The sequence below is a fragment of the Streptomyces sp. NPDC058257 genome, from assembly GCF_042881845.1.
GTDB lineage: Bacteria > Actinomycetota > Actinomycetes > Streptomycetales > Streptomycetaceae > Streptomyces.
Window position 1 is genome coordinate 237,383 of the sequence record NZ_JBHVXJ010000002.1, and the last position, 21,272, is coordinate 258,654.

The window sequence follows — 21,272 nt, forward strand, 5'->3', positions numbered from 1 at the left end:
CCCCGAAGGGGCGCCCGAACAAACGGGCGCCCCTTCGGTTCACACATTCACAGCGCCGCACAGAAAGACGTACAGAACGCGCACGCCGCCTTACTCGGCTGCTCGGCTACTCGGCGTCGGACGCCTTGGCCGCCGAAGCCGTGGTCTTCTTGGCGGCGGCCGTCTTCGTAGTGGTCTTCTTCGCGGCCGTCGTCTTCTTGGCGGCCGTTTTCTTCGTGGCCGTCTTCTTGGCCGCGGTCTTCTTGGCGGGGGCCTTCTTCGCCGCCTTCTTGGCGGTCTTCTTGGCCGGACCCTTCGCCCGCTTCTCCTCGAGCAGTTCGTAGCCGCGCTCGGGAGTGATGTCCTCGACGCTGTCGGCGGCCCGCAGCGTCGCGTTCGTCTCGCCGTCAGTGACGTACGCCCCGAAGCGGCCGTCCTTGACGACGACCGGCTTCTTGCTGACCGGGTCCTCGCCGAGCTCCTTCAGCGGCGGCTTGGCCGCGGCCCGCCCGCGCTGCTTGGGCTGGGCGTAGATCGCGAGGGCCTCTTCCAACGTGATGTTGAAGAGCTGCTCCTCGGCCTCGAGGGACCGCGAGTCCGTGCCCTTCTTCAGGTACGGGCCGTAGCGGCCGTTCTGCGCGGTGATCTCCACGCCTTCGGCGTCTGCCCCGACCACACGCGGCAGGGACATCAGCTTCAGGGCGTCCGCGAGCGTCACCGTGTCGAGCGACATGGACTTGAAGAGCGAGGCCGTGCGCGGCTTGACCGCCTTCTTGCCCGTCTTCGGGGTGCCCTCGGGGAGCACCTCGGTGACGTAGGGGCCGTAACGGCCGTCCCTGGCGATGATCTCGTGGCCCGACGTGGGGTCGGTGCCGAGCGCGAAGTCACCGCTCGGCTTGGCGAGCAGCTCCTCGGCGTACTCGACGGTCAGCTCGTCCGGCGGCAGGTCGTCGGGCACGTCGGCGCGCTGGTGGCCCTCCGCGTCCTTCTCGCCCCGCTCGATGTACGGGCCGTAGCGGCCGACGCGCAGCAGGATGCCGTCGCCGACGGGGAAGGAGGAGATCTCCCGGGCGTCGATCGCGCCCAGGTCGGTCACCAGTTCCTTGAGCCCGCCGAGGTGGTCGCCGTCGCCGTTGCCCGCGTTGGACGCGGCCCCCGCGTCGTCGCCCTCACCGAAGTAGAACCGCTTCAGCCACGGCACGGCCTGCGCCTCGCCCCGCGCGATGCGGTCGAGGTCGTCCTCCATGCGTGCGGTGAAGTCGTAGTCGACGAGGCGCCCGAAGTGCGTCTCCAGGAGGTTGACCACGGCGAAGGACAAGAAGGAGGGCACAAGGGCCGTGCCCTTCTTGAAGACGTAGCCGCGGTCGAGGATCGTGCCGAGGATCGACGCGTACGTCGACGGGCGGCCGATCTCGCGCTCTTCGAGCTCCTTGACCAGCGAGGCCTCGGTGTAGCGGGCCGGCGGCTTGGTCGCGTGGCCGTCGACCGAGATCTCGTCGGCGGACAGCGCGTCACCCTCGCTGACCTGCGGCAGCCTGCGCTCGCGGTCGTCGAGCTCGGCGTTCGGGTCGTCCGCGCCCTCTACGTAGGCCTTCATGAAGCCGTGGAAGGTGATGGTCTTGCCGGACGCGCTGAACTCGGCGTCGCGGCCGTCGGCGGCCGTGCCACCGATCTTGACCGTGACGGAGTTGCCGACCGCGTCCTTCATCTGGGAGGCGACGGTCCGCTTCCAGATCAGCTCGTAGAGCCGGAACTGGTCACCGGTGAGGCCGGTCTCGGCGGGCGTGCGGAAACGATCGCCCGAAGGGCGGATCGCCTCGTGCGCCTCCTGCGCGTTCTTGACCTTCCCGGCGTACGTACGGGGCTTGTCCGGCAGGTAGTCGCTGCCGTACAGCTGCGTGACCTGAGCGCGAGCGGCGGTGATCGCCGTGTCGGACAGCGTCGTGGAGTCCGTACGCATGTAGGTGATGAAGCCGTTCTCGTACAGCTTCTGGGCCACCTGCATCGTGGCCTTCGCGCCGAAGCCGAGCTTGCGGCTGGCCTCCTGCTGCAACGTCGTCGTACGGAACGGCGCGTACGGAGAGCGGCGGTAGGGCTTGGACTCGACGGAGCGGACCGCGAACCGGGTGTTCTCAAGGGCCGCGGCGAGCGAACGGGCGTTCGCCTCGTCCAGGTGCAGCGTTTCGGACTTGAGCTGTCCGACGGAGTTGAAGTCGCGGCCCTGCGCGATGCGCTTGCCGTCGACCGTGGTGAGGCGCGCGACCAGCTGCGAGGGGTCGGACGCGTCGCCCGGGCGGCCCGTGCCGAAGGTGCCCGTCAGGTCCCAGTACTCGGCGGAGCGGAAGGCGATGCGCTCGCGCTCACGCTCGACGACGAGGCGGGTCGCCACGGACTGGACACGGCCGGCCGACAGGCGCGGCATGACCTTCTTCCACAGGACCGGCGAGACCTCGTAGCCGTAGAGACGGTCGAGGATGCGGCGGGTCTCCTGGGCGTCGACCATGCGCTTGTTGAGGTCGCGGGGGCTGGCGACGGCCTCCTGGATCGCGGCCTTGGTGATCTCGTGGAACACCATGCGCTTGACCGGGACCTTGGGCTTCAGGACCTCGAGGAGGTGCCACGCGATGGCTTCGCCCTCGCGGTCCTCATCGGTGGCGAGGAAGAGTTCGTCGGAGTCCTTCAGCAGGTCTTTGAGCTTCTTGACCTGCGCCTTCTTGTCGGAGTTGACGACATAGATGGGCTCGAAGTCGTTCTCGACGTCCACGCCGAGACGGCGCACCTCGCCGGTGTACTTGTCGGGGACCTCCGCGGCGCCGTTCGGGAGGTCGCGGATGTGCCCGACGCTTGCCTCGACTACGTAGCCGGGGCCGAGGTAACCCTTGATCGTCTTCGCCTTGGCAGGCGACTCGACGATGACGAGTCGGCGGCCGCCCTTTGCGGTCTCGCTGGTCGGGGACAACTTCGCTCTTCTCTCCGGTCGGTACTCGGTGGCCGGGTGCGTGGCCTCGCTCGGTGCGCTTGAGTTGCGCTGACGCTGCGGAGTGTGACGGTACATCCCGCCCCCGTGTCAAACGGGAAAAGCCCGCAACGGCCACTCGAACGGTAACCCGACTACCGCCATTCCTGCCGCCCGGAGTGGCGACCTGCCGTTTCCTCACCTGGTTCACCATGGGCTTCACCACCGGCTGCGCACCGGCTCAGCACCGGCGCGGGGCCTACGGCCCGTACGCGCCCCGCAGCCGCCGTCCGGTCACCGACCGCCTCCGGTCACAACCGAGTGAAACACCACACCCCGAGCACCAGCGCGCCCGATCCCGCCAGGGCGGCGAGCGTCGCGGATGCGACAGGGTTCACACCCTCGGCGACGGGCGCGCGGTGCGCCACACGTGCTCCGGTCCACAGCAGCAGCCCTGCTCCGAACAGCGCGAACACCGTGCCCGCGAAGATCGCTGGTCCGCTCTCCATGTCATTGCCTCCCCGTACCGAGTTCCCGGCTTGGGAACTTGACACGCCCGGGAAACCGGGGCGCGAACCCCGGGTGAACGGAGGGCGCCCGGCCTGAAGAACCGGTCGGCGCGGGGCCCGGCCCGACCGGAACCGGCCATCTCGGGGCTGGTTCGCACAGTCCACCTTCTCGATGTACGTCCGGCGGTCGCCGCCGCCCGTCCACCCCACCCACAACGGGGGACCGACGTCCCCGGAAACGTACGAGACACGCCGTACGCTCACCGCCGACGGCCCGGCGGCCCCCTCGCGGCGTCTCTACGACTCGACGGGCTCCAGGAAGCCCTGCTCGACGAGGAGCCGGATCTGCGAGGGCGTCCGGTCCCGCAGCAATACGGGGTCCTCCCCCACCAGTTGGGCGATCGCGTCGAGGATCCGCCCGGCGCTCAGCGTCCCGTCGCACACGCCTGCGAAGCCCGCGCCCACCGTGTCCACCTTGGTGGCCCGCCGCATCCCGCGGTGCTGGCGCAGCACGACATGCTCCGGGTCCTCGGCGCCGGGCAGCCCGACCTGCTCCTGCACGACCTCGGCCGCGAGCTTGAAGTGCCCGGCGAGCAGCGCGGCGTCGTCGTGCGCCCGCAGGTAGTCCTGGCGCGCGAAGAACTCCCGCACCGTGTCACCAAGGGGCTGCTCGACGGGGTGCGGCCACTCCTCCACGGTCACGGACGGCTCGGCCCCAGCGGATCCGGCGCCACTCTTGCGCAGCGTGATCCACCCGAACCCGACCGCGCGCGTCTTGCGGGCCTCGAACTCGTCGAGCCACGCGTCGTACCGCGCCGCGTACTCCTGCGGATCTGACCGGTGGTCCCCGGCGTCCCGCAGCCACAGCTCCGCGTACTGCGTGACGTCCTGCACCTCGCGCTGCACGATCCACGCGTCGCACCCGCGCGGCACCCAGGAACGGAGCCGCTCGGTCCACTCCTCGCCCTCCACGTGCTGCCAGTTGGCGAGGAAGTGCGCGTACCCCCCTTCGTTCAACCGCTCCCCCGCCTGCTGAACGAGCGACCGGCACAGATCGTCCCCGCCCATCCCGCCGTCGCGGTAGGTGAGCCGCGCCCCGGGAGAGATCACGAAAGGCGGATTGGACACGATCAGGTCGTACGTCTCCTCGCCCACGGGTTCGAACAGGGAGCCCTCCCGCAGGTCGGCCTCGGGCGCCCCGGAGAGCGCGAGGGTGAGCCGCGTGATGTGCAGCGCGCGGGGATTGAGGTCGGTCGCGGTGACCCGGGTGGCGTGCTGCGCGGCGTGCAGCGCCTGGATCCCGGATCCGGTGCCGAGGTCGAGAGCACTGGCCACGGGCATACGCACCGTGAGACCGGCCAGCGTCGTGGACGCCCCGCCCACACCGAGTACGACCCCTTCGTCGTGGCTGCCGATGCCACCGGCACCGCCGACCGCGCACCCCAGGTCCGAGACGATGAACCAGTCCTCGCCGCTCGGCCCGCCGTAGGGCCGCACGTCCACGGTCGCCTTCAGCGCACCCTCACCGTCCGCCGCGGACAGCCAACCGCTCTCCTGTAGAGGGCCGACCGGCAGAACGGCCGCCACGCGCGCGTGCGGCACGGAACGCTGCAACAGGAAGAGCCGTACGAGTGTCTCCAGTGGCCCCTCGCCGCGGGTGGCCCGCAGGGCGGGCACGGTCTCGCTGCGCGCGAGCGCCGTGTAGGCGGGCGCCCCGAGCAGCTCGAGCAGCCCGTCAGCGGTGAAGTCGGCCGCCAGCAGGGCTTCCCGCAACTGAGCGGAGGCGTCGGCACGATCGGACGAGGGCAAGGGGGCGCTAGCGATACTCACCCCCTCATTGTGACCCGCATCCGGCTCACCGGCTGTGCCCGCCGCCGACGGGCGCGGCCCGGCGCGACACTGCCCCGACGCCCCGGGGACTCTTTCCCCCGGGGCATCGGGGCAGCGGGCGAAGGAAGGGTGCGGCCCCTAGGCCGCAGAAGGCGTGGCGGAAGCCGACTTGCAACTGTCCTGCTTGCTCATCGCCTTGCCCACCTCGCCCTCCTGCAGCTTCTCAAGGGCCTCGTTGCCGCTCTTGCTCAGCTTGTCCAGCTCCCCCGCGACACTCTTGAGCCCGTCGGCGAAGTCCGCCTGGTCCTTGGTGTCCAGGCCGTCGACCTTCTTCTTCAGATCGCCGTACGACTTGGAGATGGCGTTCAGTTCCTTGACCGCGTCGTCGGTCTTCTTCTGACCGCCGTCGACCGGCGGGGCGCCCGCCTTCTTCACCGCGGCGCCCATCGACTTGTAGGCGTCGGACATGTCCTGGAACGCCTTGGAGTCGGTCTTCTGGACGTCCCCCGGCGAGCTGTTGTCCGAGGTCTCCTTCTGGATCGCCGCGTTGGCGTCGGCGATCTTCTTCGACTGCGGCTGAACCGAGTCACAGACGTCCTTGGCCCAGGAGTCCAGCTTCTCGTTGCCGTCGTCGCTGCAGCCCGACAGCGCCAGTACCAGTACCGCACCGCCGGACAGTGCGGCTGCAAGCTTCTTGTTCACCGGATTGGTCCCTTCCATGGCTCTCGGCCCCGGAACTTACACGCCAACTGGGCTACAACCGCATGCCGGGGGCCCGGTACCACCCCTATTGAAGCCATTTGCACCAAGCGCGGAGCGCGAGAGAAGGCTCACCGGCCGGCTCACGAGACACACGAAGGGCGGACGCCGCGTCAAAACGCACCGTCCGCCCTTGTGTTGGGCAGAGTCTGACCCGGCGTTACGAAACCACGGCCGGATCAGCCGAGTTACCTACTCGCTCCGCACCACCTTCCTCCTCGTCGCCCACGGCGATCCCTCGCCTCTTGGACACGTACACCGCGCCGATGATGACCAGGATCGAAAGCACCGCGATCAGTGCCCGCACCCCGGCGCTCGCGTCGTCCCCGTAACTGAACTGGACGACCGCCGGCGCGATGAGCAGCGCCACCAGGTTCATCACCTTCAGGAGCGGGTTGATCGCCGGCCCTGCGGTGTCCTTGAACGGGTCACCGACGGTGTCGCCGATCACCACCGCGGCGTGGGCCTCACTGCCCTTGCCGCCGTGGTGGCCGTCCTCGACGAGCTTCTTCGCGTTGTCCCAGGCGCCGCCGGAGTTGGCGAGGAAGACCGCCATCAGCGTGCCCGTGCCGATCGCGCCCGCCAGGAACGAGCCGAGCGCGCCGACGCCGAGCGAGAAGCCGACCGCGATCGGCGTGAGCACGGCGAGCAGACCCGGCGTGGCCAGCTCGCGCAGCGCGTCCTTGGTGCAGATGTCGACGACGCGCCCGTACTCAGGCTCCTCGGAGTAGTCCATGATCCCGGGGTGCTCGCGGAACTGCCGCCGCACCTCGTAGACCACCGCTCCCGCCGACCTCGACACCGCGTTGATCGCGAGCCCCGAGAAGAGGAAGACGACCGCGGCGCCCAGGATCAGGCCGACCAGGTTGTTGGGCTGTGAGATGTCCATCACCAGGTTCATGGGAGCGCCGTCGCCCATTTTCTCGCCGACGTCCTTGGCCGCGGTCGCGATGGCGTCGCGATACGAGCCGAAGAGCGCCGCGGCCGCGAGGACGGCCGTGGCGATGGCGATGCCCTTGGTGATGGCCTTGGTGGTGTTGCCGACGGCGTCCAGGTCCGTGAGGACCTGCGCGCCGGCGCCCTCGACGTCACCGGACATCTCGGCGATGCCCTGCGCGTTGTCGGAGACCGGACCGAAGGTGTCCATGGCGACGATCACGCCGACCGTGGTGAGCAGGCCGGTACCGGCGAGCGCCACCGCGAACAGGGCGAGCATGATCGACGTACCGCCGAGCAGGAACGCCCCGTACACGCCGAGCCCGATCAGGAGCGCGGTGTAGACGGCCGATTCGAGGCCGAGTGAGATTCCGGCCAGGACGACGGTGGCCGGCCCTGTGAGCGAGGTCTTGCCGATGTCCTTGACCGGACGCCGGTTGGTCTCCGTGAAGTAGCCGGTGAGCTGCTGGATCAGTGCGGCCATGACGATGCCGATCGCGACGGCGACGACCGCGAGAACCCGCGGATCGCCTTCGTGACCCGCGATCGCCGCGTCCGAGACGCCATCCAGGTCGGCGTACGACGACGGCAGGTAGACGAAGACCGCCGCTGCCACGAGCGCCAGCGAGATGAACGCGGAGATGAAGAATCCGCGGTTGATGGCGGTCATCCCGCTGCGGTCGGAGCGCCGTGGCGCCACCGCGAAGATCCCGATCATCGCCGTCACGACACCGATCGCCGGAACGATCAGCGGGAAGGCGAGTCCGGAGTCGCCGAACGCCACCTTGCCGAGGATCAGCGCGGCCACCAGGGTCACGGCGTACGACTCGAAGAGGTCGGCGGCCATGCCCGCGCAGTCGCCGACGTTGTCGCCCACGTTGTCGGCGATGGTCGCGGCATTCCTCGGGTCGTCCTCCGGGATGCCCTGCTCGACCTTGCCGACCAGGTCGGCGCCGACGTCGGCGGCCTTGGTGAAGATGCCGCCGCCCACACGCATGAACATCGCGATCAGCGCCGCCCCGAGGCCGAAGCCCTCAAGGACCTTCGGCGCGTCGGCCGCGTAGACGAGCACCACACAGGAGGCGCCCAGAAGACCGAGCCCCACCGTGAACATGCCGACGACGCCGCCCGTGCGGAAAGCGATCTTCATGGCCTTGTGCGAAACAGCGGTGAGATCCTTTTCGGGCTCACCTTCCGTGGGAGTGGCCTCTCGTGCGGCTGCCGCCACACGAACATTGCTGCGTACGGCGAGCCACATGCCGATATAGCCGGTGGTCGCCGAGAACACCGCACCGATCAAGAAGAAGATCGATCGGCCGGCGCGCTGATTCCAGTCGTCTGCCGGCAGCAGCAGGAGCAGGAAGAACACCACGACGGCGAAAACACCGAGAGTGCGCAGCTGCCTGCCGAGATAGGCATTGGCGCCCTCCTGGATCGCCTTCGCGATCTTCTTCATGCTGTCGGTGCCCTCGGTCGCCGCGAGCACCTGGCGTACGAGCACCCAGGCGACCGCTAGGGCCGCGACCGCGACGATCGCGACGCCCATCACGATGAGGCGGTTGTCGTCGGTCAGTACTGCCGCTGCGAAGGTTGAGGTGTGGTCAAACTGATGAGGGGTAGAAAGCCCCGCCATTCGTCCTCCTTGACGCCTGGGGTGAGCTCAAGATGTGGACGGATTGTAGGGAGCTGAACCTGATCAAAACAGAGCGCCGCAAACGGAATTGGCTAGAGATTGCTTCCCAGCAAATGATCGTGACCGCAGATTGGCCCCGAAAGCGGTAATGCCCCAAAACCGTTGACGGAGGTCGACTGCCCCGAGGCAATTGACCGGGGCAATGATCAAATAAGAAAAAGGCCCTGCTCCGGATGGGGAGCAAGACCTTGGTGCGGCGGGAAGGGGAAGCCGCCGAATCGGGCTTGATCAGACCAGGTCGGGCCGGATCGGACCGAGCCAGATCGGACCGAGCCAGATCGGACCGAGCCAGATCGGACTTCGGCCGGTCAGAGAAGCGGCGCGGGGGTCGTCGGCCACGTCATCCGGATGAGACCGCCGTTCTCGCCCGCGGTGACCTCCACGTCGTCCACGAGCCCGCTGATGACGGCGAGACCCATCTCGTCCTCACCTTCGGCGTCCAGGTCGTCGGCCGCTCCGGGCCCCGAGCCGGGTGCGCGGTCGCCGGACGTCGCGTGGGGGGCCTCATCGCCGACCTCGATGGAAAACTGCTTCTCGTCCTCGATCAGGGCGACAAGAACCGGCGCCGAGACGCCGTTGCTCTGGTGCAGTCCGACAGCACGCGTGCAGGCCTCGCCGACAGCGAGTCGGACCTCGTCGAGAACGGCCTCGTCCACTCCGGCCCTGCGCGCGACCGCCGCCGCCACGAGCCGGGCGGTCCTGACGTGCTCGGGCAGCGCGCTGAATCGGAGTTCAACGGTGGCCATGCATCCCCCTCGGACATACGCGCGTGCTGTCAGAGGGCCGGGCCGAGGGCCCGGTCCCCTGCTGTTCTGCCACCCCCGGGCCGAGCAAGCAGCCGACCCGGGGCATCCGGCTCTCAGTCGGTGGCCGCGACCGCTTCCTCGACCGAGGTGTGAATGGGGAACACCTTGGTCAGGCCGGTGATGCGGAAGATCTTCAAAATACGTTCCTGGTTGCAGACCAGGCGCAGTGAGCCCTCATGGGCACGCACCCGCTTCAAGCCGCCGACCAGTACGCCAAGTCCGGTGGAGTCGAGGAAGTCCACGCCCTCCATGTCGACGACCAGGTGGAAACTGCCGTCGTTCACCAACTCGACCAACTGTTCGCGCAACTTGGGCGCGGTATAAACGTCGATTTCGCCACCGACCTCGACGACCGTACGATCGCCGACGGTACGGGTCGACAGGGACAGGTCCACGGATCCTCCAGCACCTTGCTATCGAGCGGTCATCCCTCGGGACACCTCGGCAGAGCCCCCAGGACGGATCGCCAGCCGCGATGGCATTCAATCACTTACCGGCAGGCGTGCACGACGCCTTGGGACCATTGTCCATCCTGCCAGTGACACACTCGGTGCCGATGGCCAACTTTCCTCCACCGGGAAGACCCTTCACGGGCGCCCCGGCACGCACGTCTCCACGGACGGTCCTGGACCGGCTCACCGCGGGGCCGAGCCGTGCTTCGCGCGTCACTCATACGGAGCACTTGCCCCCGCGCGCGGCCCGATATGCAGTCTGGCCTGATCGCATTCGTTCCGAGGTCGTCGCGGCGGTGCAATCGGCCGGGATCGAGCACCCCTGGGCCCACCAGGCACTCGCCGCCGAGCACGCCCTGGACGGCGAGTCGGTCATCGTCGCCACCGGCACGGCGTCGGGAAAGTCACTCGCCTACCTCACCCCCGTCCTCTCGGCCCTCCTCGACGGCTCAGAAGCCCCGAACGGCCGCGGCACGACCGCGCTGTACCTCGCCCCGACGAAGGCCCTGGCCGCCGACCAGCGCCGCGCCGTACGCGAACTCGCGGCACCCCTGGGCAACGCGATCCGCCCCGCCGTGTACGACGGCGACACCCCCGTCGAAGAACGCGAATGGGTACGTCAGTACGCCAACTACGTCCTGACCAACCCCGACATGCTGCACCGCGGGATACTCCCGTCCCACCCCCGCTGGTCCTCCTTCCTGCGCGCCCTGCGCTACGTCGTCATCGACGAGTGCCACACCTACCGCGGCGTCTTCGGCTCCCACGTCGCCCAGGTCCTGCGCCGCCTGCGCCGCCTCTGCGCCCGCTACGGCTCCGACCCCGTCTTCCTCCTCGCCTCCGCCACCTCCGCCGAGCCGGCCATCGCCGCCGAACGCCTGACCGGACTGCCGGTCAAGGAGGTCGCCGACGACGCCTCACCCCGCGGCGACCTCGTCTTCGCCCTCTGGGAACCCCCGCTCACCGAGCTCCACGGCGAGAACGGCGCCCCCGTCCGCCGCACCGCCACCGCCGAGACGGCGGACCTGCTCACCGACCTGACCGTCCAGGGCGTCCGCTCGGTCGCCTTCGTACGTTCCCGGCGCGGCGCCGAGCTGATCTCGGTGATCGCCCAGGAGCGCCTCGCGGAGGTCGACCGCTCCCTGACCCACCGCGTGGCCGCCTACCGGGGCGGATATCTCCCCGAGGAGCGCCGCGCCCTGGAGCGGGCCCTGCACTCCGGCGAACTCCTCGGCCTCGCGGCCACCACCGCGCTCGAACTCGGCGTGGACGTCTCCGGGCTGGACGCCGTGATCATCTCCGGCTATCCGGGGACCCGTGCCTCGCTCTGGCAGCAGGCGGGCCGCGCCGGGCGCTCCGGGCAGGGCGCGCTTGCCGTCCTCGTCGCCCGCGACGACCCGCTGGACACGTATCTCGTCCACCACCCCGAAGCGCTGTTCCAGCAGCCGGTCGAGTCGACGGTCCTCGACCCCGACAACCCGTACGTCCTCGCGCCCCACCTCTGCGCGGCCGCCGCGGAACTCCCGCTCACGGACGACGACTTGATCCTCTTCGGCCCGGCCACCGAGGAGCTGCTCCCGCAGTTGGAGGCCGCGAAACTGCTGCGCCGCCGCACGAAGGCCTGGCACTGGACCCGCAGGGAGCGGGCCGCCGACCTCACCGACATCCGCGGCGAGGGCGGGAAGCCCATCCAGATCGTCGAGGAGGGCACGGGCAGGCTGCTCGGCACCGTCGACGCATCCGCCGCGCACTCCGCCGTCCACGAGGGCGCGGTCCACCTTCACCAGGGCCGTACGTATCTCGTGCGCCGCCTGGATCTGGAGGACTCGGTCGCCCTGGTCGAGGAGGCCGGTCCGCCGTACTCCACGACGGCCCGGGACACCACGGCCATCTCCATCCTGGAGACGGACACCGAGATCCCCTGGGGATCGGGCCGCCTCTGCTACGGCTCCGTCGAAGTCACCAACCAGGTCGTCTCCTTCCTGCGCCGCAGGCTGATCACCGGGGAGGTCCTCGGCGAGACCAAGCTGGACCTGCCGCCCCGCACCCTGCGCACCCGTGCGGTCTGGTGGACGGTCACCGAGGACCAGTTGGACGCCGCCCGCGTCAATCCGGAGATCCTCGGCGGCGCCCTGCATGCCGCCGAGCACGCCTCCATCGGCATGCTGCCGCTCTTCGCGACCTGCGACCGCTGGGACATCGGCGGCGTCTCCGTGCCGCTTCATCCGGACACGCTCCTGCCGACCGTCTTCGTGTACGACGGCCATCCCGGCGGTGCGGGATTCGCCGAGCGGGCCTTCCACACGGCCCGCGAGTGGCTGACCGCCACCCGGCAGGCCATCGCCTCCTGCGAGTGCGAGGCCGGTTGCCCGTCCTGCATCCAGTCCCCGAAGTGCGGCAACGGCAACGACCCTCTGCACAAACGCGGCGCGGTCCGTCTGCTCTCCACCCTGCTCAAGGACGCTCCCGCCCCCTGAGGGGCATCGGTGGATCGCACCGCCTTCGGGCCGCCGACCACCGGGCGCCGGTGTCGCCGCCCCCGGCAACGCGAGGCGCGCAGCGGATCGCCACACGGCAGAACGCGCCGCCCTCACCTCAGGCTTCCGTCCAGCAGGCCCCTCAGGGCGGTCTGAGAGCCCTCCGGCGGCTCGCGCCGCCCCCTCGTCAGTCCGCCACCCGGCGTGCGCCACAGCCCCCGCTCCGGGCGTCGGAGCGATCGGCCCCGCCGGGCCCGCCCTGGACCTGACCTCCGTCCCGAACGGACCGAAGCCCGCCGCCGCGGTGACGTCCGCGATCTCGCCCCTCACCGCGCACCGCACGATGCGCACCCCCTGCGCCTCGGCCACCCGCCCGGCCTCGGCACACGCCCCGGAACGCCCGTCCATCCAGTGGTCCGCCGCGGCGAGCGCCGCCAAGTCCGCCGCGCCGCCCGCTCGATGGCGGGCGACGATCACCTGCCCCATCGCGAGGACCGCGCCGCAGATCACGCACAGCACCGCCATCACGACGACGACCCACACCGTGGCGGCTCCCCGGTCGCCCTGGTCCGACACCGGCCCGGCCGTTCGCCACCCGGCCCGCCCCCTCACGCTCCCACCCCCGAGGTCTCCCCCACCGACACCGTCTCCTCCGCCGACGCCACCGCCTCCGCCCGCAGCCGAAGACCGAGCCCGAGCGCCTCAGGCCCCGGCGAGTCCGCCACGACCTCCACCCGCACCAGGTCCCCGTCCCGCCGCACGACCACCGACGCACCGCGCGGCGCCGCCTGCCGGGCCGCCGCCACGGCCCCGCTCGCAGGGTCCTGCCGGGCCATCGCGCGCGCCCCTGCCCGTGCCGCGTCCACGCACTGGATCTGCGCGGACGCGGTCAGCAATGCCCAGACCAGCGCCATCGTGAACAGCACGAGCGTGGGAAGGACCACGGCCGCCTCAGCCGTCACGAACCCCTGGTCCCCGCGGCGCCCGCGGCCGCCCCCGGGCCCCTTAGAACTGGACATCGAGCGCCTTCTCCACGACCGCCTGCAACGCCGCCCTGACCTGCCCGCTCGTCACCACCTTGTAGAGCAGTCCGGCGAATCCCACCGCCGCGATGAGCCCCATCGCGTACTCCGAGGTGACCATCCCCACGTCCCCGCGAACCGCCCGCCCCACATACGCCCTGTACTGCGACGCCCGTACACACAGCTGTCCCCACATCTCAACCCCCATGAAATTTCCGTCTTTTCAGAACACGGCAGCCACGCCTCACGCGGCCGCCGTCCAGCCAGTCGTCCAGCCACTCGGCCGTCGAACCACTCAGATGCCGTTCAGAAGTCGCTCACAGGCCGCTCAACAGCCCGCCCGCCAGGCCGATCACCACAGGCAGCACCCCCACCGCGATGAACGCGGGCAAGAAGCACAGCCCCACCGGCGCCGTCATCAGCACTCCGGCCCTGCGCGCCGCAGCCGTCGCCGTACGACCCCGTTCCGCGCGGCAGTCCGCGGCCAGACGCGCCACCGGATCCGCCGCCGGAGCCCCCGACTCCCCCGCCCGCTCCAGCAGGCGGGCCAGCGCCCCCGCGCCCGGTATCGCGCCCAACCTCCGCCAAGCGTCGACCGGTTCACCGCCGAGCCGCACCTCCGCGGCCCCCTGCGCGAGCCGCTCCCCGACCGGCCCCCTCAACGCGTCGCCCACCGCGTGTGCGGCCACGACGGGCCCCGCGCCCGCAGCGACGCAGGCCGCCAACAGATCAGCCGCCAAAGGGAGTTGCCGAGCCGCCTCCACGACGTCGAACTCCGCGGCGCGAGCGCCCCGCCCCCGCCACCAACGCCACACCCCGTACCCGGCGCCCAACCCCACCAGGCACCCCGGAAAGCCGCCCACCAGCACCCACCCGGCACTCACCGCACCGGCCACCGCCAGCCATCCCCGCACCGCCTCCCGGCGCCGGAACCACCGCCTCGACGAGCCCACCGCTAGCCGCGCCTCGACCCCCAGCACAGCCCCCGACCGCCCCCGCACCGCCCGCTCACGCCGCGCCGCAAGGACCGCCGACACCAGCCACAGCAAGGCCGCCGCACCCCACACAGCCACCCCCACCTCGTGGACGACGAAACTCATCGCTCCTCCGCTCCCCGTACGATCCGCAGCGCCCACCACACGCCGGCGCCCTCCAACGTCCCGCCCACCGCCAGGCATCCCAGCCCCGCCCCCGTATGCAGCAACACCCGCAAGGGCGCCGCCCCGAGCGCGCTCCCCATCAGCAGTCCGAGGACCGGAAGCCCCGCGAGCATCACCGCCGTCGACCGCGCACCCGCCAACTGGGCCCGCAGATCGGCACGCTGATCCCGCTCCGCGCGCAGCGCGCCCTCAAGCCGCTCAAGGCCCGCGGCGAGCCCGGCACCGCGGTCCACCGCCACCCGCCAGCACGCCGCGAGCCCCAACAGCCCCTGCGCCCCCGGCTCCCGTGCCGCTTCCTCCAGCGCGCCCGGCACATCCCCGCCGAACCGCGCCGCCGCCAGAACCCCGGCCCGCGCCTCCCCGAGCCCACCACCGGCCGCGGCCCGCAATGCCTCCCCCGGCTGCCGCCCCGCCCGAACCTCACCGGCGAGCACCCCGCACAACGCGATCACCGCGGCGGCCCGACGCTCCCCTTCGAGCCGCGCGTCTCCGGCCCGCCGTACACGCCGCACCAGCGGCACCCCGGCCGCACCCAAGATCAGCGGCACCACCGACTCACCGAGCAGCGCGACCGCCGCCCCGCCCGCCAGAGCCCACCACTCGTGCCGCACCCGGGCGCCGGCATAGTCCGCCGCCCGCCGCCACGCCGCGTCCCCCGACGCCGCCTCGAAGCCCCCTCCCGCCAGAACAGCCCGCGCCCGCCGCAGCCCTCGGTCCCGCCCCATCACCAGCCAGGCCGCGCTCCCCGCACACGCGGCCGCCGCCACCCCCGTCGCACTCATCGCCCCTCACTCCAACCACCGGCCGTCAGGAGCGAGCTCAGCCGCTCCCAGCCCCGCTCCCGGACAAACTCCTTCTCGCCCCACCGCAGCGCCGGCACCGTCACCACGAGGCCGGACGGATCTCGTTCCAGGACACGCACCTCGGCGATCCGCCGCAGCCCCGTCCGGTCCCGTGCCAGATGGATCACCACGGAAAGCGCGGCGGCCAACTGGCTGTGCAGCGCCGCCCTGTCGAGTCCGGCCGCCGTCCCCAGGGCCTCCAGGCGGGCCGGGACGTCCCCCGCGGCGTTCGCGTGAACCGTGCCGCAACCGCCCTGATGGCCCGTGTTCAGGGCGGCAAGGAGGTGGACCACCTCAGCGCCACGCACCTCGCCGACGACCAGCCGGTCGGGACGCATCCGCAGCGCCTGTCGCACCAGGTCGTCGAGGCCCACCTGACCGGCCCCTTCCTGGTTCGCCGGTCTGGCTTCGAGGCGCACCACGTGCGGGTGATCGGGCCGCAGCTCCGCGGAGTCCTCGGCGAGCACGATCCGCTCCCCCGGCCCGACGAGGCCGAGGAGCGCGCTGAGGAGCGTCGTCTTGCCCGACCCCGTGCCGCCACTGATCAAGTACGAGAGCCGGGCGTCGAGCAGTGCCCGCAGTACGCGGTCTCCACCCGGCGGCACCGTCCCCGCCGCTGTCAGTTCCGCCAGCGTGAAGGCCCGGGGGCGTACGACGCGCAGGGAGAGGCAGGTCGATCCGACGGCGACCGGAGGCAGCACCGCGTGGAGGCGGGTGCCGTCCGGGAGCCGTGCGTCCACCCAGGGCCTCGCGTCGTCGAGCCGGCGTCCGGCCACGGCCGCGAGCCGCTGTGCGAGCCGCCGCACCGCCGTCGCGTCCCTGAAGGACACCCCGGTCAGCTCCAGGCCTCCGCCTCGGTCCACCCACACCCGGTCGGGCGCGGAGACCAGCACGTCGGTCACCGAGTCGTCAGCGAGCAATGCCTCAAGGGGTCCCGCGCCCACCAGCTCCGAGCGCAGCTGCCGCGCCGCGCCCAGGACTTCCGCGTCGCCGAGCACCCTGCCCTGGGCCCGCAGCGCCTCGGCGACGCGGGCCGGTGTCGGCTCGGTCCCGTTCTCCGCGAGCCACTGGCGCACCCCGTCCAGCATCTTGGCCCCGACGACGGCGCTCATGAGCCGCCTCCGGTGGCATCGACAGGGACGCGCTCCCAGAAGGCCGTGCAGAACCGTGCCAGCGGCCCGCGGGCGGCACTTCCGGGCGGCATCCCCCCGGCCTGCGCGGCCAGCAGGCCCGCTTCCCGCGGCAGTTCGCCGACGAGCGGCAGCCCGAGCAGTCGCGCGACCTCCTCCGCGTCAAAGCCACCGAGGCCGTCGATTCCGCCTCCTGCGGCGCGACCGGCGCCGCCGCCTCCGGCGACCACCACCCGCAGATCCCGCAGCACCATCCCCACCGCCGACGCGACCCGCCGCGCCCCGGCCACCGCGCGCAACTCCGCCGGCACCACCAAAAGCCCCAGATCCACCTGGGCCAGCGCCTCGGCCACGCCTTCGTCCACGCGGCGCGGCAGGTCCACGACGACCGCCCCGCCCCGCCGCCGGGCGGCGGCGATCACCGCCCGCATGGCCTCGGGCGCGATGACCACCGCGTCGCCCCGGTCCCAGCTCAGGACGCGCAGGGAATGCAGCTCGGGCAGTGACTCCTCAAGCGCGCCACCGCCGACCCGGCCCCTGGACTGCGCGAAGGCGGGCCAGCGGAGTCCGTCGGCCGCCTCGCCGCCCAGCAGCACATCGAGACCACCCCCGAGCGGGTCGGCGTCGACGAGCATCGTGCGTCGGCCCGCACGGGCCGCCGTGACGGCAAGCGCGCACGCCAGCGTCGAGGCACCGGCTCCCCCGCTCCCGCCGATCACCCCCACCGTGAGCGCGGGCCTTCCCACGCCCTCGGCGACATCGGCGATGCGGTCCACAAGCCATCGCTCGCCGTCGGGCAGGACCAGCACATGATCGGCGCCGATCTCCACCGCGCGCCGCCACACCCCGGGGTCGTCCTGATCCCGCCCGACCAGGACGACCCCACGCCTGCGCGCGGCTCCCCGCACCCGGTCCACCGCGTCGTCCCCGACAAGGACCAGCGGCGCCGCGTCCCAGCCATCCCTGCGCTCCGGCACGCCGTGCCGCACCTCGGGCCGCGCCCCCGCCGCGGCGCACAGCCGCAGCAGGTCGTCCAGCAGGTCCACATCTTCCGTGACGATCAGCGGTCCGCCCTGTCGTCCATCGGACGACGGCGGCCCGTCACGTGTAATCACTCCAGCCACGATCCTCAGCCCCCACTCACTACAAGCCCGTTGAATGCCGCGTTCCACATCGGCGCTGAACCGGCCAAAGCAATCCGGCCATGAACTTCGCGTGCAGAACGAGCGGATTCAGCGTGCAGCGGTAGCGGATAACGTGTGGATCTTGGTCAATAACTGTGGACAAGACAGGGGCTGTGAATATCCCCTTCACCCATACCGGTGACATCTCTGGGACTTCCACAGAGCAGCCCAATGACTACATACAGTGACGGATCATGGGCATGCGAAAAGATCGCCAGAACGGCCGCCGGAGGGCGCCAGGCGATCAGATGAAGGTCGAGAGAGGTCCGGAAAACCCATCCGGACATGCGACGACCCCCGCCGGGGGGGAGAGCGGGGGTCGTCCCCACGGTCCGACTCGGGGGGGGAGGAGCCAGACCGGGTTAGCACGGTCGCGAACGATCCGTGACTTCCATGGTGTACCCGAGAGCCTTCTCAGGCAAACCCACGCGCCTCACCTTACGCCGAATGGTGGGCGCCTATGCTCGGGCTCGTGGAAAACCACTCCTTGCCCCGCACAGCCGCCTTCTTTGACCTGGACAAGACGGTCATTGCGAAGTCGAGCACTCTCACCTTCAGCAAGTCGTTCTACCAAGGCGGCCTGATCAACCGCAGGGCTGTACTGCGAACTGCATATGCACAGTTCGTCTTCCTCGCCGGCGGAGCCGATCACGACCAGATGGAGCGGATGCGCGAGTATCTGTCCGCGCTGTGCCGCGGATGGAACGTGGAGCAGGTCAAGGAAATCGTCGCCGAGACGCTTCACGACCTGATCGACCCGATCATCTACGACGAGGCCGCTTCCCTCATCGAGGAGCACCACACCGCGGGGCGGGACGTCGTCATCGTCTCCACGTCGGGCGCCGAAGTGGTCGAGCCGATCGGCGAACTTCTGGGCGCGGACCGAGTGGTGGCGACCCGGATGGTGGTCGGCGACGACGGCTGCTTCACCGGCGAGGTGGAGTACTACGCGTACGGCCCCACCAAGGCGACGGCGATCAAGGAACTCGCGGAGTCCGAGGGGTACGACCTCGACCGCTGTCACGCTTACAGCGACTCGGCGACCGACCTCCCCATGCTCGAGTCCGTGGGGCATCCGCACGCGGTCAACCCCGATCGCGCGCTGCGGCGTGAGGCCCTCGCGCGCGAGTGGCCGATTCTCGACTTCCACCGCCCGGTCCGCCTCAAGGAACGGCGCCAGAAGCCGTCCCGGCCCGCGCTCGTCGCGGTGGCGGCGGTGGGTGCCGCGGCGGCCACGGCGGGCCTCGTGTGGTTCGTGAGCCGACGCCGGACCTCACGCGCCCGATTCACCCTTGTTTGAACCTAAAAGTAAAGAAGTAGTGCCAGCACTTCCGCTTACTCCAGGACAGGAGTACAAAGGATTCAACGGCCCGCGAGACCAAGGACATCCGAGAGGATGACCTTTGAACGCAACTAAGGCCCCACGGACCGAAGCATGAACACCGAGCACCCACGCGACGTCGACCCGTCGATTACGGGCCAGCCGCACCAGGTGACGGGCTAAGTTCCCGACCTGATGGGCAACCTTCGAGGACGCTTGGTAACACGGTGAACATGCCAGCGGCGGTACGAGAACTCGTACCGCCGCATCCCTGTTCAGGGCCTCTTCCGCAGGCGCCTCAGGCCGCGCCGCGCTGCATCGCCTCGCAGACCGCCGTCGACTCCCTGGCCCCCAGTTCGACGGCCCGCCCGCAGTGGGCGATCCAGGCCGCCATTCCTTCCGGAGTCCCGGACGCGTACCCGTCGAGCGCCCCTACATAGGCCGCCCTGCCCTGTTCCCCGTGCCCCGCCTCGGCCGGGCAGACGGACTTCGGGTCGAGCCCGCTGCCCACCAGGACGATGCGCTCGGCCGCCCGCGCGACCAGGCCGTTGTGCGAGCCGAAGGGGCGCAGGCTGAGCAGCTCGCCGTGCACCACGGCCGCCGTCACCAGAGCCGGTGCGGAGCCGCCTGCGATGATCAGCCGCGAAAGACCCTCCAGACGGCCCGCCACCTCGTCGGAGTCCGGCGCATCCAGCTCGACCAGCGGCTCGTCCACGGGCTCACCCGCAAGGCGCGGCCGGCCCGCCGCCTCGTCGTTCTCCGCGGCGGCGACCAGGTGGAGGCGCGCGAGGACCCGGAGCGGGGACTGCCTCCAGATGGACAGGAGTTGCCCCGCCTCCGCGGTAAGTCGCAGGGCCGCGCCGATCGTGCGGGCCTCGCCGTCGCCGCTGAAGTCGCTGCGACGCCTTACCTCTTCGAGCGCCCAGTCGGCACCGGAGAGCGCCGCCGAGCCGCGTGCGCCGCGCAGCGCCGCCTCGGAGGTGATCTCGTTGCTGCGGCGCCGCATGATCCGGTGGCCGTAGACCCGGTCCACGGCCTTGCGCACGGAGTCCACGGAGTCGGCCACGCCGGGCAGTGCGCCCAGGGCCGCGAGCGGATCGGCTGTCGTACTCATGAGTACGACCCTACGCACCCACCGCACTCCCCCACGAAGGAGTGGTCTTCTTCACGCCGGATCGATACACCAGGTAGTCACTCGACTACCCTTGGTGAACATGAAGATCGCTTTCGTAGGGAAGGGCGGCAGCGGCAAGACCACGCTGTCCTCGCTCTTCATCCGACACCTCGCCGCCACCGGAGCGCCGGTCCTCGCGGTGGACGCCGACATCAACCAGCACCTGGGCCCAGCGCTCGGCCTCGACGAGGCGGACGCCGCCGAGCTGCCCGCCATGGGCGCGCGCATCCCGCTCATCAAGGACTACCTGCGGGGCTCCAACCCCCGGATCGCCTCCGCCGACACGATGATCAAGACGACGCCGCCCGGCGCGGGTTCGCGGATCCTGCGGGTGCGCGAGGACAACCCCGTGTACGACGCGTGCGCGCGGCCGGTGGAACTCGACGACGCAGCCGTGCGTTTGATGGTCACAGGGCCGTTCACCGAAGCCGACCTCGGTATCGCCTGCTACCACTCCAAGACGGGGGCGGTGGAGCTGCTCCTGAACCACCTGGCCGACGGGCGCGACGAGTACGCGGTCGTCGACATGACGGCGGGTTCGGACTCCTTCGCGTCCGGCATGTTCACCCGCTTCGACATGACGTTCCTGGTGGCCGAGCCGACCCGCAAGGGCGTCTCCGTCTATCGCCAGTACAAGGAATACGCACGGGACTTCGGCGTCGGCCTCTTGGTCGTCGGCAACAAGGTGCAGGGCCAGGACGACATCGACTTCCTGCGCGAGCAGGTGGGCGACGACCTCCTGGTGACGGTCGGGCACTCGGACTGGGTGCGCGCCATGGAGAAGGGCCGCCCGCCCCGGTTCGAGTTCCTGGAGGACGACAACCGCCACGCCCTGCGGGCACTTCAGATCGCCGCCGACACCTCGTACGAGCGCAGGGACTGGGACCGCTACACCCAGCAGATGGTCCACTTCCATCTGAAGAACGCGCAGAGCTGGGGCAACGAACGAACGGGTGCCGACCTGGCTGCCCAGGTCGACCCCGACTTCGTACTGCGCGAGTCACAGCCGCAGAGCGCCTGACGGCACGCCGACCGGCGGACG

The 21,272-nt window shown here is 70.7% G+C and carries 17 protein-coding genes and 1 pseudogene; 3 read left to right on the forward strand and 15 right to left on the reverse strand.

Going from position 1 to position 21,272, the window contains the following annotated elements:
* Window positions 1-106 precede the first annotated feature (106 nt).
* The 7 genes from topA to bldG form a co-directional block, all read right to left on the reverse strand.
* Window positions 107-2,938: a type I DNA topoisomerase gene (gene topA, locus ACFVXC_RS06410; RefSeq protein WP_389902069.1), complete on the reverse strand. Its 2,832-nt coding sequence runs from the start codon at window positions 2,936-2,938 to the stop codon at window positions 107-109.
* 308 nt (window positions 2,939-3,246) lie between these two features.
* Window positions 3,247-3,444, reverse strand: coding sequence for a hypothetical protein (locus ACFVXC_RS06415; protein ID WP_389902071.1), 198 nt, complete (start codon window positions 3,442-3,444; stop codon window positions 3,247-3,249).
* A 297-nt stretch (window positions 3,445-3,741) separates the two neighbouring features.
* Entirely contained in the window at window positions 3,742-5,274 is a 1,533-nt protein-coding gene (locus tag ACFVXC_RS06420) for a methyltransferase (protein WP_389902074.1), read from the reverse strand.
* 138 nt (window positions 5,275-5,412) lie between these two features.
* A complete protein-coding gene (locus ACFVXC_RS06425) occupies window positions 5,413-5,994 on the reverse strand; it encodes a small secreted protein (RefSeq protein ID WP_389902076.1) in 582 nt (193 codons plus the stop codon).
* A 199-nt stretch (window positions 5,995-6,193) separates the two neighbouring features.
* The gene (locus ACFVXC_RS06430) at window positions 6,194-8,602 is read right to left on the reverse strand and encodes a sodium-translocating pyrophosphatase (protein WP_389902079.1); all 2,409 of its coding nucleotides are present in this window, start codon (window positions 8,600-8,602) and stop codon (window positions 6,194-6,196) included.
* A gap of 368 nt (window positions 8,603-8,970) precedes the next feature.
* Window positions 8,971-9,408 (reverse strand): ATP-binding protein, encoded by a 438-nt coding sequence (locus ACFVXC_RS06435; RefSeq protein ID WP_389902081.1) that lies wholly within the window; start codon window positions 9,406-9,408, stop codon window positions 8,971-8,973.
* A 113-nt stretch (window positions 9,409-9,521) separates the two neighbouring features.
* Entirely contained in the window at window positions 9,522-9,863 is a 342-nt protein-coding gene (bldG, locus tag ACFVXC_RS06440) for an anti-sigma factor antagonist BldG (protein WP_003975386.1), read from the reverse strand.
* An 80-nt stretch (window positions 9,864-9,943) separates the two neighbouring features.
* Here bldG and ACFVXC_RS06445 point away from each other — a divergent pair, with 80 nt between their 5' ends.
* Window positions 9,944-12,397, forward strand: a complete 2,454-nt coding sequence (locus ACFVXC_RS06445) for a DEAD/DEAH box helicase (RefSeq protein WP_389902083.1) — start codon at window positions 9,944-9,946, stop codon at window positions 12,395-12,397.
* A 261-nt stretch (window positions 12,398-12,658) separates the two neighbouring features.
* Here ACFVXC_RS06445 and ACFVXC_RS06450 read toward each other — a convergent pair.
* The 7 genes and pseudogenes from ACFVXC_RS06450 to ssd all read right to left on the reverse strand — a co-directional run.
* Window positions 12,659-13,009: pseudogene (locus ACFVXC_RS06450) on the reverse strand (Rv3654c family TadE-like protein); the annotation flags it as partial.
* Complete coding sequence (locus ACFVXC_RS06455) at window positions 13,006-13,416, reverse strand: TadE family type IV pilus minor pilin (protein WP_389902085.1); 411 nt, start codon at window positions 13,414-13,416, stop codon at window positions 13,006-13,008. The pseudogene ACFVXC_RS06450 and the gene ACFVXC_RS06455, both read right to left, overlap by 4 nt.
* Window positions 13,403-13,615: a DUF4244 domain-containing protein gene (locus tag ACFVXC_RS06460; RefSeq protein ID WP_389902987.1), complete on the reverse strand. Its 213-nt coding sequence runs from the start codon at window positions 13,613-13,615 to the stop codon at window positions 13,403-13,405. Before ACFVXC_RS06460 ends, ACFVXC_RS06455 begins: the two co-directional genes overlap by 14 nt.
* A 121-nt stretch (window positions 13,616-13,736) precedes the next feature.
* Entirely contained in the window at window positions 13,737-14,519 is a 783-nt protein-coding gene (locus ACFVXC_RS06465) for a type II secretion system F family protein (RefSeq protein ID WP_389902087.1), read from the reverse strand.
* The gene (locus tag ACFVXC_RS06470; RefSeq protein ID WP_389902090.1) at window positions 14,516-15,361 is read right to left on the reverse strand and encodes a type II secretion system F family protein; all 846 of its coding nucleotides are present in this window, start codon (window positions 15,359-15,361) and stop codon (window positions 14,516-14,518) included. Before ACFVXC_RS06470 ends, ACFVXC_RS06465 begins: the two co-directional genes overlap by 4 nt.
* The gene (locus ACFVXC_RS06475) at window positions 15,358-16,533 is read right to left on the reverse strand and encodes a TadA family conjugal transfer-associated ATPase (protein WP_389902092.1); all 1,176 of its coding nucleotides are present in this window, start codon (window positions 16,531-16,533) and stop codon (window positions 15,358-15,360) included. The genes ACFVXC_RS06470 and ACFVXC_RS06475 overlap by 4 nt, the downstream gene beginning before the upstream one ends.
* Window positions 16,530-17,675: a septum site-determining protein Ssd gene (gene ssd, locus ACFVXC_RS06480; RefSeq protein WP_389902094.1), complete on the reverse strand. Its 1,146-nt coding sequence runs from the start codon at window positions 17,673-17,675 to the stop codon at window positions 16,530-16,532. Before ssd ends, ACFVXC_RS06475 begins: the two co-directional genes overlap by 4 nt.
* Window positions 17,676-18,195: 520 nt before the next feature.
* Between ssd and ACFVXC_RS06485 the strand changes: the two genes are divergently transcribed.
* Entirely contained in the window at window positions 18,196-19,035 is an 840-nt protein-coding gene (locus tag ACFVXC_RS06485) for an HAD family hydrolase (RefSeq protein WP_389902095.1), read from the forward strand.
* A 319-nt stretch (window positions 19,036-19,354) separates the two neighbouring features.
* Here ACFVXC_RS06485 and ACFVXC_RS06490 read toward each other — a convergent pair whose 3' ends face one another.
* On the reverse strand, window positions 19,355-20,170 hold the full coding sequence (locus ACFVXC_RS06490) for an oxidoreductase (RefSeq protein WP_389902096.1): 816 nt from the start codon (window positions 20,168-20,170) through the stop codon (window positions 19,355-19,357).
* 100 nt (window positions 20,171-20,270) lie between these two features.
* Between ACFVXC_RS06490 and ACFVXC_RS06495 the strand changes: the two genes are divergently transcribed.
* Complete coding sequence (locus ACFVXC_RS06495) at window positions 20,271-21,251, forward strand: ATP-binding protein (protein ID WP_389902097.1); 981 nt, start codon at window positions 20,271-20,273, stop codon at window positions 21,249-21,251.
* The last annotated feature ends 21 nt before the right edge of the window (window positions 21,252-21,272 follow it).